This is a genomic window from Burkholderia sp. SIMBA_062 (genome assembly GCF_046534765.1).
GTDB lineage: Bacteria > Pseudomonadota > Gammaproteobacteria > Burkholderiales > Burkholderiaceae > Burkholderia > Burkholderia ambifaria.
In genome coordinates, this window is record NZ_JAWRYD010000012.1 from 80,132 (window position 1) to 93,512 (window position 13,381).

Annotated in this window: 13 protein-coding genes; 5 read left to right on the forward strand and 8 right to left on the reverse strand. The window is 66.7% G+C overall.

The features are described 5' to 3' along the window. Positions 1–23 precede the first annotated feature (23 nt). The gene (locus tag SB786_RS15365) at positions 24–884 is read right to left on the reverse strand and encodes a LysR family transcriptional regulator (RefSeq protein WP_410728170.1); all 861 of its coding nucleotides are present in this window, start codon (positions 882–884) and stop codon (positions 24–26) included. On the opposite strand from SB786_RS15365, the gene SB786_RS15370 reads away from it, so the two are divergent. The 3 genes from SB786_RS15370 (at position 841) to SB786_RS15380 (ending at position 4,397) form a co-directional block, all read left to right on the forward strand. Beyond that, complete coding sequence (locus SB786_RS15370; protein ID WP_410728171.1) at positions 841–2,028, forward strand: glycine betaine ABC transporter substrate-binding protein; 1,188 nt, start codon at positions 841–843, stop codon at positions 2,026–2,028. The two genes, SB786_RS15365 and SB786_RS15370, sit on opposite strands and share 44 nt — an antisense overlap. A gap of 200 nt (positions 2,029–2,228) precedes the next feature. After that, positions 2,229–3,116: a hypothetical protein gene (locus SB786_RS15375; RefSeq protein ID WP_410728172.1), complete on the forward strand. Its 888-nt coding sequence runs from the start codon at positions 2,229–2,231 to the stop codon at positions 3,114–3,116. 54 nt (positions 3,117–3,170) lie between these two features. Continuing rightward, the gene (locus SB786_RS15380) at positions 3,171–4,397 is read left to right on the forward strand and encodes a M24 family metallopeptidase (protein WP_410728173.1); all 1,227 of its coding nucleotides are present in this window, start codon (positions 3,171–3,173) and stop codon (positions 4,395–4,397) included. Between the two features lie 150 nt (positions 4,398–4,547). Here SB786_RS15380 and SB786_RS15385 read toward each other — a convergent pair whose 3' ends face one another. The 6 genes from SB786_RS15385 to SB786_RS15410 form a co-directional block, all read right to left on the reverse strand. Beyond that, positions 4,548–5,453 (reverse strand): LysR family transcriptional regulator, encoded by a 906-nt coding sequence (locus SB786_RS15385; RefSeq protein ID WP_410728174.1) that lies wholly within the window; start codon positions 5,451–5,453, stop codon positions 4,548–4,550. 77 nt (positions 5,454–5,530) lie between these two features. After that, the gene (locus SB786_RS15390) at positions 5,531–6,775 is read right to left on the reverse strand and encodes an acyl-CoA dehydrogenase family protein (protein WP_410728176.1); all 1,245 of its coding nucleotides are present in this window, start codon (positions 6,773–6,775) and stop codon (positions 5,531–5,533) included. Between the two features lie 33 nt (positions 6,776–6,808). Next, complete coding sequence (locus SB786_RS15395; protein ID WP_410728177.1) at positions 6,809–7,567, reverse strand: SDR family NAD(P)-dependent oxidoreductase; 759 nt, start codon at positions 7,565–7,567, stop codon at positions 6,809–6,811. Positions 7,568–7,574: 7 nt separating this feature from the next. Next, the gene (locus SB786_RS15400; RefSeq protein ID WP_410728178.1) at positions 7,575–8,339 is read right to left on the reverse strand and encodes an SDR family oxidoreductase; all 765 of its coding nucleotides are present in this window, start codon (positions 8,337–8,339) and stop codon (positions 7,575–7,577) included. Between the two features lie 57 nt (positions 8,340–8,396). Further along, positions 8,397–9,428: a phosphotransferase gene (locus SB786_RS15405; protein WP_410728179.1), complete on the reverse strand. Its 1,032-nt coding sequence runs from the start codon at positions 9,426–9,428 to the stop codon at positions 8,397–8,399. Between the two features lie 19 nt (positions 9,429–9,447). Then, positions 9,448–10,122: a histidine phosphatase family protein gene (locus SB786_RS15410; RefSeq protein ID WP_410728181.1), complete on the reverse strand. Its 675-nt coding sequence runs from the start codon at positions 10,120–10,122 to the stop codon at positions 9,448–9,450. Between the two features lie 206 nt (positions 10,123–10,328). On the opposite strand from SB786_RS15410, the gene SB786_RS15415 reads away from it, so the two are divergent. Beyond that, entirely contained in the window at positions 10,329–10,484 is a 156-nt protein-coding gene (locus SB786_RS15415; protein ID WP_006756266.1) for a DUF3309 family protein, read from the forward strand. A gap of 426 nt (positions 10,485–10,910) precedes the next feature. Beyond that, positions 10,911–12,194 carry an MFS transporter gene (locus tag SB786_RS15420; protein ID WP_410728182.1) on the forward strand — a complete coding sequence of 428 codons (1,284 nt, stop codon included), beginning with the start codon at positions 10,911–10,913 and terminating at the stop codon, positions 12,192–12,194. A 235-nt stretch (positions 12,195–12,429) separates the two neighbouring features. On the opposite strand, the gene SB786_RS15425 is transcribed toward SB786_RS15420, so the two are convergent. Beyond that, positions 12,430–13,380 (reverse strand): LysR family transcriptional regulator, encoded by a 951-nt coding sequence (locus SB786_RS15425; RefSeq protein ID WP_410728183.1) that lies wholly within the window; start codon positions 13,378–13,380, stop codon positions 12,430–12,432. Between the last annotated feature and the right edge of the window lies 1 nt (position 13,381).

Below are 13,381 nucleotides of genomic sequence, written 5' to 3' on the forward strand. Positions count from 1 at the left end.
CGACGCGCGCCGCCGAGCCTGCGTCAGGCTGCCTCGACCGGCGAGCGCCGCCGCTCCTCGACCATCGATGCGATCAGCGCCGCCAGATCGTCGGTCGACGGATCGTGAATTCCGGACGAGAGATGCAGTTCGAGCTCGGCGGGCGGCAGCGGCGGCAACCCGTCGTTCGCGTCGAGCACCCGCCAGTTGGCGGGCAACGTGCAACGGTCGATGATGGTCACCGCCGCGCGGTGATTGACCGCAATCCGGATCCCCGTGGGGCTCTGGCTCGTATAGACGATATGACACGGCCGATCGATATCGGCGAGCGCCGCGAGCCCGCGCTGCCGGTAACAACAGGTTTCGGGAAACAGCGCGAGCGGTACCGAGGCTTGCCGGTCGAGCTGAAAATCCCGATGCGCGGCCCACACGACCGACTCACTGCCGAGCGGGTGGCCACCGGGGCGCGGCCCATGCCGGACGACGAGCGCGAGGTCGAGCTCGCCCGCATTCAGGCGGTCGAGCAGTTCGAGCGACATCCGGCAATGAATGTGCGGCTGCACGCCGGGCCGCAATTCATGGAAGCGCTTGAGCAAATCCGGCAGCCAAAGCTCCGCGTAATCCTCAGGCAATCCGAAACGAATGACGCGCTGCGACGAACTGCTTCGATTCAGTGCGGCAATCGCCTCGCTTTGGGCCTGAATGATCCGGCGCGCGTGAATCAGGAAATTCTCGCCATCGCGCGACAACGCGAGCCGGCGGCCGCCGCGCAGGACGAGGGGCGTGCCGAGCCGCTCCTCGAGCGTGCGGATCCGCTGACTGATCGTCGATTGCGTCCGGTGCAACTGCCTCGCAGCGGACGTGAAGCCGCCCGTATCCACCACCGCGACAAACGCGCGAATCAATTCAGGATCCAGCGAGCTGAGTTTCGACCAATCGGGTCCGCTGATAGAAGCCATCGAAATTACTCGTTTTCAAAAAGAATTTGACGTCCGAAAGATGGCGGTGAGCGAGCCGATTATTGATCAAAATAATTCCGCTCACAACCTTCGCCGATCCGACATGGCCCGACTCGCCCGGCGCGATGCAGCCCGTATCGCGCGCCCTCGTCCACCCAATCGAAAACGAGATTCTCACATGATCCCCTCACTATTTTTCCATCGGCTTTTCCGCCCGATCCTCCGTCGCGCCGACCGCTTGCTGCCCCGGCTGCTTCTGCTCACCGGCCTGATCGCCGGCGCCCATCCCGCAACCGCAGCCGACGATCGCACGATCACGATCGGCGTGAACAACTGGGCCGAAAATATCGCGGTTGCGAACCTGTGGAAGGCACTGCTCGCGCAAAAAGGCTATACGGTCTCGCTGCGACCGGGCGACAAGGCGATCATCTACAGCGCTGTCGCGCAAGGCAAGCTCGACCTCACGTTCGAAGTCTGGCTGCCGTCGGCGGATGCCGCCCCCTATGACAGCGTGAAATCGCGGGTCGAAAAGATCGGGCCCTGGTTTCCGCGCGCTCAGCTCGGCCTCGCCGTGCCGGACTATGTCGACGTCGATAGCGTCGACCAGTTGAATGCACGCGCCGCGCAGTTCCAGCACGATGGCAAGCCGATGATCTTCGGCATCGAACCGGGCAGCGGCCTGATGAAACTGACGGCCCAGGCGCGCACCGCGTATGGGCTCGACTACACGGTGCTGCCGTCATCCGAGGCCGCGATGCTGCTTGCGCTCGAACGTGCAGCAAAGCGTCGCGAGCCGATCGTGGTCACGCTGTGGAATCCGCACTGGGTCTGGGCGAAGTATCCGATGCACTACCTGAAGGACCCGAAGCAGGTGTTCGGGCAGCCGGATGCGATCTATGCGATCGCGACCGCCGGATTCGGCCGCGCGCATCCGGATATCTCGCACTGGCTCGGTGCCTGGAAGATGGACGACCAGACGCTCGGCTCGCTGATGAACGACATTCGCGCGGAGGGCGATGCCGACCCGCAGAAGGGCGTCGCACGCTGGATCGCGGCCAACCGCGAGCGCGTCGACGCATGGCTGCGCTAGGTGCCGAACCGGGCAACCGTGCGCGGTCTGCCGTGGCCGCCGCACGGCGTGCCTGCCGGCGTATTCATTGACGGTTCCGCTTGGGCAATCGGAATAACTCGTTTCCTGAAACATTCTGGTTGACGAAAGATGATCGATATCCGCGGCAAGCATCCCGCGCCGCGACCGTGCCGATGCATTTCCCTTCCTGGAGTCAAAACATGACCGTCAACCTGCCGCTTGCCGATGCCGAATGTATGGACCTCGGCGACATCGTCGATACCGACCGCTATCCGCTGCACGCCCCGGATCATCCCCGGATGCGCGAGTTGATAGCGGCCTGCCGCGAAGAACTCGCGGGCCACGGCAGCGCCGTGCTGCACGATTTCCTGCGGCCTGCCGCCCTCGAACTGGCACGCGCCGAGGGCCGCGCCCTGGCGGCGAAGACGTTCTACTCGCACCGCAAGGTCAATGCGTATTTCACGGCCGACGATCCGTCGCTGCCGGCCGACGATCCTCGCCGCGTGTTCATGGATCGCACCAGCGGCTTCGTCACGCGCGACGTCATTCCGGCCGACGCAATCATTCATCGCCTGTACGTCGCCCAGTCGATGAAATCCTTCATCGCCGCATGCCTCGGCGAGGCGCGCGTATGGGAGTACGCGGATCCGTACGCCGGCCTTGTGCAAAACGTGCTGCCGCCCGGCACGGAGCAGCCGTGGCACTACGACACGAACGAATTCATCGTGTCGATGATGACCCAGCAACCGGCCGCCGGCGGCGACTTCGAGTACTGCCCCGGTATCCGCTCGCCGGAAGGCGAGAACTACAACGAGGTCGGCCGCGTCGTGCGCGGCGAGACACGCGAGCCGGTCCGCGTGATCACGTTGCGCCCGGGGGATCTGCAACTGTTCAAGGGCCGCTTCTCGCTGCATCGCGTCGCGCGGGTCGAGGGAGAGCGCGAGCGTCACACGGCGATCTTCGCGTACTCGAAGAAGCCCGGCGTGATCGGCCGCCTCGAGCGCACACGCCAGTTGTACGGCCGTGTCTCGGAAATGCATCTCGAGGCCGAACAACGGCTCGTCCGCGCCGACGGCCTTGTCGACTGATCCGTCATTCTCCGCCCGATTCCATTCGAAACCCGATTCCCGATACCCGATACCATGTCCATCCTCAGACCGACCCATCGTCCGGAAGATTGCGAACCAACCGCCGACGAGATTGCGCAGATCCAGCGAGACCGGCTCGCCGCGGTCCGCCGCGAACTGAAGAAGCGAGACCTGAGCGCCGCCGTCCTGTTCGACCCGACCCACATGCGCTATGCGACGGGGTCGCGCAACATGCAGGTGTACTCGATGCGCAATCCGGCGCGATACCTGTTCGTGCCGGCCGAAGGCAAGGTCGTGCTGTTCGAGTACGCCGGCTGCGAGTTTCTTGCCGACGGGCTCGACACGGTCGACGAAGTTCGTCCCGCGACCGCTATTTCGTACTATTTCTGTGACGACATGCTTCGTCAGGTTACCGAACGATGGGCGGACGAAATCGACTCGCTCGTTCGTGCATCGGGCGGCGGCAAGCGCATCGCGATCGAAAGCGCGACATCCGCGGCCGCGTTCGCACTTCAGGCGCGCGGCTACGAGATTTCCGATGCACAGGAACCGCTCGAGCGCGCACGCGCAATCAAGGTGCCGAACGAAATCAAGATGATCCGCGCGTCGCTGCGCGCGGCGGAAGGGGGGGTACGCAAGCTCGAGGCCGCGCTCGTGCCGGGCATCAGCGAAAACGAACTGTGGTCGCATCTTCATCAACACGTGATCGCAACGGACGGCGACTACGTGGAGACTCGGCTGATCAGTTCGGGGCCGCGCACGAACCCGTGGTTCCAGGAGAGCAGCCCGCGCAAGATCCAGGCGGGCGAGCTGGTCGGGCTTGATACCGACGTTGTCGGCCGGTTCGGCTACTACGCGGACTTTTCCCGCACGTTCCTGTGCGGCGACGGCCCGGCGACCGACGCGCAAAAGAACCTCTACCGGCTCGCGTACGATCAGATCCATGCCAACATGGAAAACGTGAAGGCCGGCACGACGTTTCAGGAATTCATCGCGAAAGCATGGAAAATCCCGCAGCCGTATCGCGCGCGCCGCTATTTCGCGCTCGCGCACGGCGTAGGGATGACCGGCGAGTATCCCTATATCGTCCATCGTGAGGATAGCGACGCAAAGGGTTATGACGGCGTGATCGAACCCGGCATGACGCTGTGCATCGAGAGCTACATCGGTCACGAAGCCGGGGGCGAGGGCGTGAAGCTCGAAGAGCAGGTGTACGTGCGTGACGACGGGCAGGTCGAGCTGTTGTCCGACTACCCGTTCGAAGCGCGCCTGCTCGCGTAGCAGCGGCAAGCCCGCTGCCACTGCCACTGCCACCGCTACGCCGCGCCCGCCAGCGAACGATCGAGCGCGACGAACGTCCGGCACGGCACGCGCGTGGCGATGGCGATGGCGATATCGAAAAGTACGAGATGCAGGCGCCGCCCGCCTGCATCACCGCGGCTCGCCCATCCCGCCCATCAGCATCATCAACTGCTGTCGCAGCCACTGACTGCCCTGGTCCTGATCGGCGCTGCGATGCCAGTAGCAGAAGTATTCGAGCCCCGGCATCTCGAACGGCAGTTCGAGGATGCGCGCCGGGTAGCGCTGCAGCAGCCGCAGCGGCGCCGTCAGCGCGAGATCGCCGCGCATCGCGATCAGCGGCGCGACCATGTAATGCTGCACGCGCATCTGGATGTTGCGGCGCAGCCCCAGGCGCGTCAGTTCCGCATCGACGTGCCCGCTGCCCTTGCGGCGGCTCGACACGTGGATGTGCCCCATCGACAGGTAGTCGTCCATGGTCAGCGTGTCGCCCTTGAACGGGTGATCGTCGCGGATCATGCACGCGTAACGGTCGCGCACGAGCAGCGCCTGATGCAGATGCGGATCGCCGATCAGCGGCGCGTCGATCGCGATGTCCACCGAGCCGTTCGCGAGCGCCGTCGCGACTTCGCGGCGGTCCATCGTGTAGCTGCGCACGTGCATGCCCGGTGCATGCGTCTGCAGCAGCTCGCCGAGCGCGGGCAGCAGCAGCGCTTCGGTCAGGTCGCTCATGCTGAGCCGGAACACCCGCTCGGACGAGGCCGGATCGAACACGTCGCCTTCGTGCGCGCTCGAATCGAGCAGTTGCAGCGCCTCGCGCACGCGGCCGACGATGTTCTCGGCCATCGGGGTCGGCATCATCCCGGCCGGCGTGCTGACGAACAGCGGATCGTTCAGCGTCTTGCGCAGCCGCGCGAGCGCGTTGCTGACGGCCGGCTGCGTGAGGTTCAGCACCTCGGCCGCGCGCGTCAGGTTGCGCTTGTTGTAGATCGCCTCGAATACGACGAACAGGTTCAGATCAATCTTCGAAAGGCGCATCGCCGGATCTCCTTGCCGGCATCTTAATACGGCGCGCGCCGCGTTCGCCCACGTCGCTCCCTCGCGCGGCGCGATGCTCAGCCGCGCGGCGGCCGCGTCAGGTACGGCTCGGTCGACCCGCGCACGCCGTCCTTGATCTCCATCCGTGCGATCGCCTGCAGGTGCACCTCGTCCGGACCGTCGGCGAAGCGCAGCGCGCGGCCCCAGGTCCACATGTCGGCGAGCGGCGTGTCGGGGCTCAACCCCGCCGCGCCGAACACCTGCATCGCACGGTCGCATACGTCCGTATAGACGGTCGGCACGAGCGCCTTGATCATCGAGATTTCCTTGCGCGCGGCCTTCGCGCCGACCTTGTCGATCATCCACGCGGCCTTCAGCACCAGCAGGCGCGCCTGGTCGATCTCGATGCGCGAGCGCGCGATCCATTCGCCGATCGTGCCGTGCCGGTTCAACGGCTTGCCGAACGCCTCGCGCGACTGCGCGCGGTCGACCATCAGCTCCAGCGCCAGCTCGGCCGCGCCGATCGAACGCATGCAGTGATGGATGCGGCCCGGCCCGAGGCGCGCCTGCGCGAGCGCGAAGCCGCTGCCTTCCTCGCCGAGAAGGTTGCGCGCCGGCACGCGCACGTTGTCGAACGTGATCTCGCAGTGCCCTTCCGGCGCATGGTGATTGACCACCGTGATGTTGCGCACGATCGTCACGCCCGGCGTGTCGCGTGGCACGAGGATCATGCTCTGCTGCTGGTGCGACTCGGCGTCGGGATCGGTCTTGCCCATCACGATGAAGATCGTGCAGTTCGGATGCGCGGCGTTCGTGATGAACCACTTGCGGCCGTCGATCACGTAGTCGTCGCCGTCGCGCCGGATGCGCGTCGTGATGTTGGTCGCATCCGACGACGCCACGTCGGGCTCCGTCATCGCGAACGCCGACCGGATCTCGCCGCGCAACAGCGGCAGCAGCCACTGTTCGCGCTGCTCGGGCGTCGCGAACATGTGCAGCAACTCCATGTTGCCGGTGTCCGGCGCGTTGCAGTTGAACACCTCCGACGCCCAGCTCACGCGCCCCATGATCTCGGCGAGCGGCGCGTATTCGAGGTTGGTCAGGCCCGTGCCGGGCTCGTCGTCCTTCAGGTGCGGCAGGAACAGGTTCCACAGCCCTTCGGCCTTCGCGCGTTCCTTCAGCCCCTCCATGAACGACACGGGATACTGGCCCGCGTGCACTTCGTCGTTCCACTGGCGGATGCGCGGCACGATGTGCGCGTCCATGAACGCATGCACGCGTTCGCGCAGCGCTTCCACTTTCGGGGTGTAGCCAAAGTCCATGATCGACTCCTCGAGATTGCGTGTTCGGTTCGGTCAGAAGGCCGAGACACCGCCGTCGACGGCGACGGCCTGCCCGGTCAGATACGTGTTTTCCTTCGCGCACAGCATCAGCATCGTCGCGACGATTTCGTCGGGCCGGCCGAGCCGCTTCATCGGCGAGCCCTGCGCGAGAAAGTCCTGGCGGTCGCCGATGTCGCTGTCGGTGACCATCGGCGTCGTGCTGTAGAACGGGCACACCGCGTTCACGCGAATGCCGTGGCGCGCGTATTCGAGCGCGGCCGTCTTCGTGAGCCCGACCACCGCGTGTTTCGACGCCGCATAGGCGGCCAGCTTCGGCGCGCCGCCGAGCCCGGCCATCGACGCGACGTTCAGGATCACGCCTTCGCGCTGCGCGAGCATCTGGCGGATCTGGTGCTTCATCCCGAAGAACACGCCCTTCGCGTTCACCGCGAAGCTCAGGTCGAGATCGGCTTCGTCGGTGTCGATCAGCGCCTTCATCGGCGGCGCGATGCCCGCGTTGTTGATGCCGACGTCGAGCCGCCCGAAGCGCTCGACCGCCGCCTGCACCAGCGCTGCCACGTCAGCTTCGACGCGCACGTCGCAGTGCCGCGCGATCACGTCGGCGCCGGCGGCGCGCAGCGGCGCGGCCACGCGTTCGAGCGCGTCGTCGTTCAGGTCGCCGAGCGCGAGCCGCGCGCCCATCGCGGCCAGCTCGTTCGCGAGCAGCGCACCGAAGCCGCTCGCGGCGCCGGTGATCATCACGGCCTGCGCCGCATAGCTGTCGAGTTTCATCGCGCGCTCAGACCGTCAGGCCGCCGTCGACGACGATGCATTCGCCGTTCGTGTAGCTCGCCGCATCCGACACGAGATACAGCACCGTGCCGGCCATCTCGCGCGGCTCCGCGTGGCGGCGCAGCGGGATCTTCGCCATCCAGGTTTCGTAGATGTCCTTGTCGGCGAACAGCGCGCCCGCGAACTTCGTCTTCGTGAGGCCCGGCAGCAGCGCGTTCACGCGGATGCCGAGCGGCCCGCACTCCTTCGCGAACGCCTTCGTCATGTTGACGACCGCCGCCTTCGTGATCGAGTAGATGCCCTGCCGGTCGCCCGGCTGCAGCGCGTTCACCGACGCGGTGTTGACGATCGCGCCGCCGCCCTGCGCCTTCATCAGCTTGCCGGCCTCGACCGACATGAAGAAGTAGCCGCGGATGTTCACGTCGACGGTCTTTTCATACGCGGCGAGATCGGTATCGAGGATGTGCCCGAAATACGGGTTCGCGGCCGCGTTGTTCACGAGGATGTCGAGTCGGCCGTGCTTGCCGCGGATCGTCTCGAACGTCGCGGCGATGTCCTCCAGCCGCCCGACGTGGCAGGCCAGCGCTTCGGCGCGGCCGCCAGCCGCGACGATCGCGTCCGCGATCGCCTGGCAGTCGTCGAGCTTGCGGCTCGACACGATCACGTGCGCGCCCTGCTCCGCGAGCAGCTTCGCGATTTCCTCGCCGATGCCGCGGCTCGCGCCCGTCACCAGCGCGATCTTGCCCGTCAGGTCGAACAGATTCGTTGCCATGTTGCCGTGCTCCTCCATTGATATGTTGTCGTGCGTCGCTCGGCAATGCCGGCGATGTCATCGATGCGCGTCGATCACGCCGACGGCCATTTCGGCCAGCCGTCCGGTCATCGCGCCCACGCGCAGCGCCTGCTCGCTCGACGCGTTGCCCTGCAGCGCACGCGCCTTCACGCCCTGCGCGATCGCCGCGAGCCGGAAGAAACTGAAGGCCAGATAGAAGTGCCACTCACGGATCGGCTCGATGCCGCGCAGTGCGCAATAGCGCGCGACGATCGCCGCTTCGTCGGGAATGCCGAGCTCGGCACGATCCTGGCCCGCGAGCCCGCGCACCTGGCCGCCCGACGGCAGCCGCAGGCACATGCAGAAGTACGCGAGATCGGCGAGCGGGTTGCCGAGCGTCGACAGTTCCCAGTCGAGCACGGCCTGCACGCGATAGTCGTCGCACGCGAACATCAGGTTGTCGATCCGGAAATCGCCGTGCACCAGCGCGGGCCGGCCCGTGTCCTCCGGGCACGCGTTCGGCAGCCAGTCGATCAGCGCTTCCATCGCGTCGAGGCGCTCCGTTTCCGCCGCGCGATACTGCTTCGTCCACACGCCGATCTGGCGCTCGAAGTAGTTGCCGGGGCGGCCGTAGTCGGCAAGGCCGACCGCGTCGACGTCCACATCGTGCAGCGCGGCCATCGTGCGCAGCAGCGCGTCGTAGCAGATCGCCCGATCGGCCTTCGGCAGTTCCGGCAGCGCCGGATCCCAGAAGATCCGGCCGTCCTCGAAGCTCATCACGTAGAACAGGCTGCCGAGCACGTCGCGGTCTTCGCAGAGGTGATACGGATGCGCGACCGGCACCGCGGTGCCCGACAGCGCGGTGAGCACGCGGAATTCGCGATCGACCGCGTGCGCGGATTTCAGCAGTTCGCCGGGCGGCTGGCGGCGCAGCACGTAGCGGCCGCTCTTCGCATGCAGCAGGAAAGTCGGGTTCGACTGGCCGCCGGCAAACTTCTCCATGTCGAGCGGGCCTTCGAAACCCGGCACGTGGGCTTCCAGATAGCGCGTGAGGCGGGCTACGTCGAGGGGCTGGGAAGGGTTCGTCATCGTCGCGATCGTTCGTGGGTCAGCCGTAGGTGCGCCACGCATGTCGTTCGGGATCCTCGAGATGCGGGATGCCGTTGAACGACGCCAGGTGGAACGCTTCGGCGTTGAAGAAAAACTGCGAAAGACTGCTGTTGCGGATCTGCAGGTTCAGCGCGATCGCGCTCGACGGCGGCGCGGCGAGCACCTGCTGCACCGTCACCGCGATCGGCCCGCCGGAGCTCACCGCAAGCACGCGCTGGGTGCCGCCGTGGCGGATCGCGGCGCGCGCGTCGGCGACGCGCTGCTGGAAATGCGCCCAGGTTTCGGGCGCGGTGTCGCTGAGCTTGTCGTCGGCCCACAGGCGCAGCACCTGTCGCAGCGCGCGAAAATGCTCCTTCATCGAGCCGGCCGCGAGCCGCGCGATCTCCGGATAGTCGCTGGCCGCCGCCGCGAACAGCCCGTGGAAGTCGTATTCGTTCAGGCCAGGATGGCGGTCGACCGGTGCGCCTTCGCGGCCCATCCCGCGCAGGATCGCGGCGACCGTCTGCGCATGCCGGTTCATCGTGCCGCAGATCACGCGGTCGAACGTCAGGCCCTGCCGGGCGAAGTACTCGCCGAGCCACACGCCCTGCTGCTCGCCGGCAGCGGACAGCCGGTCGTAGTCGTGCGTGCCGAACGACGCCTGCCCGTGCCGTACCAGAAAGAGTTCAGCCATTGCATGTCCGCCTGGATGGAACCGAAGGCCCAGCATAGCCATCGAGCTTACATTTTTGAAATTTATTTTTTGAATCGGTCGGTATTCATGAAATGAATTCCGCGGATTCAGACAATGCGCTTGCAGCGGCTTTCTGCTTGCCCTGCGTCGCGGCACGCGAATTGCGTCAGCACGCACCGTCCCATCACCATGTTCAGGAGGGTGCGATGCTCGGTACGATCCTTATCATCGTTCTGATTCTGCTGCTCATCGGAGCATTTCCGGCGTGGCCGCACAGCCGAAGCTGGGGCTACTGGCCGTCGGGCGGTCTCGGGCTGGTCGTCATCATCGTCGTGATACTGGTGTTGCTGGGGCGGATTTGAGGGGGAAGGCGCGCGTGCCGGTTGAATGCGCACGCGCGCCTTCCCCGGTCGCCGCCATCACTTCTTTACAAAGGCCAGCGCTGATCGGTACTTCCGTAGCCCGTACGGACGGCATTTGATGCCGTCGACCCACGCGGGCCGGACATCGCTGTCCGTTGCTCGCGCACCGACCCGCTCCGATCCCGGAGAACGTGTTTCCCGCCACCCGCGAGCAAGCAACGCCGTGCGTACGTCGCGCATCAGCAGGGAGGATCGTCCTCCCGCGCGCCCCGCGCCGCGCCCCGCGCCCGGCAAATCCGAATGCCTCAGGTTATCAATTGATCGAAAAGATTCATTAGACGGTGGATCCTCCTGCGCGCGATGCTGGCCCCGCACGTGAACGCTGCGTCATTGCAACGCCGCGCACGAAAAAATGGAGTGAGACACATGCCTACCGATCACCGTCAACGGCGCCACACGCTGTGGCTGCTATGCGCGCTTTCGTTCATCCTGTACGTCGACCGCGTGAACCTCGCGACCGCGGCCGGCGCGATCAAGGCCGAGCTTGGGCTATCGAACACCGAGCTCGGTATCGCGTTCTCCGCGTTCGCGTATTCGTATGCAATCTGCCAGATCAGCGGCGGCTGGATCGCCGACCGCTTCGGCGCCCGCATCACGCTGATCGGCTGCGGGCTGATCTGGGTCGCCTCGACCTTCATGACCGGCCTCGTGCACAGCCTCGCGCTGCTGTTCGCCGCGCGCCTGCTGCTCGGCATCGGCGAAGGCGCGACGCTGCCCGCCCAGGCCCGCGCGATCACGCACTGGTTCTCGCGCGAACGGCGCGGCGTCGTGCAGGGCTTCACGCATTCGTTCTCGCGGCTCGGCAACGCGGTCACGCCGCCGATCGTCGCCGCGCTGATGACGTGGCTGTCGTGGCGCGCGGCATTCTTCGTGATCGGCGCGGTGACGCTGGTGTGGCTCGTGTGGTGGGTCGTCGGCTTTCGCGAGTACCCGCGCGGAGAAGGCGACGACAGCGGCCGTACGCGCACCGCCGCCGCCCGCCCGGCACCGCCGTCCGGCCCGACGCCGTGGGGGCCGCTGCTCCGCAGGATGGCGCCGACGATCTTCGTGTACTTCTGCTACGGCTGGACCGCGTGGCTGTTCTTCACGTGGCTGCCGACCTTCTTCCTGAACGGCCAGGGCCTTAACCTGAAATCGACCGCGCTGTTCGCGTCCGGCGTGTTCTTCGCGGGCGTAGTCGGCGACACGCTCGGCGGCTGGCTGTGCGACCGCATCTACCGCAAGACCGGCAACCTCGCGCTGTCGCGCCAGAGCGTGATCGTCACGAGCTTCACCGGCGCGCTCGTCTGCCTGCTGCCGCTCGCGTTCGTGCATTCGACGGCCGGCATCGCGCTGTGCCTGTCCGGGTCGTTCCTGTGCCTCGAACTGACGATCGGGCCGATCTGGGCCGTGCCGAGCGACATCGCGCCGCAACACGCGGGCATCGCGAGCGGGATGATGAACGCGGGTTCGGCGATCGCGGGGATCCTGTCGCCAATCCTGTTCGGCTATCTCGTCGATCACACCGGCAGCTGGACGGTGCCGTTCGTCGGGTCGGTCGCGATGCTGCTGATCGGCATCGTCGCCGCGCTGCGGATCCGGCCGGACCGCGCGTTGTCGGAAGCGACGCCGCCGCTCGCCGAAGCGCCGGTTGCACCGTCGGCGCGCTGAAGCCGTTCGCTTCGGGTTCGCCTGCCTCCCCCGTCTCGCCAGCGTCGCCGTCGCGCTTCACTGCGTTCCGCGATGGTGGTGCCTCGGCTGGTTCGGCTGGTTCGGCCGACGTGGCTTGTTCGGCTTGTTCGGCTTCGGCGTACTTGGCTGGCTCGGCCAGCTCGGCTGATTCGGCTGGTTCGGTCGCCTCGGCTGGCGCGGCTGGCTCGGCCGCCTCGGCTGGCAAACCGCGCCGTTACGCGCCGCCGTCATCGCCCGGCCCGCCTTCCCGGTGGAACAACGCGAGAAACTGCTGCGCGGGAATGCTCAGCGGCCGGTCGCGCCGCACGAGACTCCCGTACGACGGCAGCTTCTGGTCGAGCTCGTAATCGAGGATCGCCACGAGCCCGTGCGCCGCGTTGCGCTGCGCGACCGTCAGCGGAATCACGCCGAGCATGTGCGACCGGTCGACGAGGTTCATCGTCGTCAGGATCGAGCCCGTCTCGACCAGCCCGCGCGGCATCGGCTGGTGACGCGCGCGGAACTCGCGCTCGACGACCTCGCGCGCCGGGCTGCCGGCCGGCTGCAGGATCCACGTGTAATCGAGCAGCGCGTCGAATTCGATGCGCCCAGCGCCGGCGAGCGGATGGTCCCGGCCCGCGATGATCGCGAGCGCCTCGTCGTCCACCACGCGGAAGTCGCAATCGGTGCCGACGTTGCGTCCGATCACCACTTCGAGCACGCCTTCGCGCAACTGCGGCATCAGCCGGTCGCTGGTGTCGACCGCGATGTCGATCGCGAGCAGCGGATAGCGCGCCTTCAACTGCACCAGCGCCTCGGTGAGCCGCCCGGGCGACGCGGCCATGATGCTGCCGATCGCGAGCCGCCCCGCGCTGCCGAGCTGCAGCTCGCCCAGCTCGCGATTGAGCGCCTCCATGCTGCCGCGAATCCCGCGGAAATAGCCGAGCACGCGCTCGCCGGCCGCGTTCAGCACGAGCCCGCGCCCGACGCGGTCGAACAGCCGCTGGCCGAGCGCGCTTTCCAGCTCGGCCAGCATCTTCGTCGCGGCCGGCTGCGTGAGGCCCAGCTGCCCGGCGGCCGCGTGCAGCGTCGAGCATTCATCCACCGCGAGCAGCAGCGCGATCTGCCGCATCCGCAGCCGGTTCAGCAATTGGGGAGTCGAGTCTCGTCGATCGATCGAGCCCATT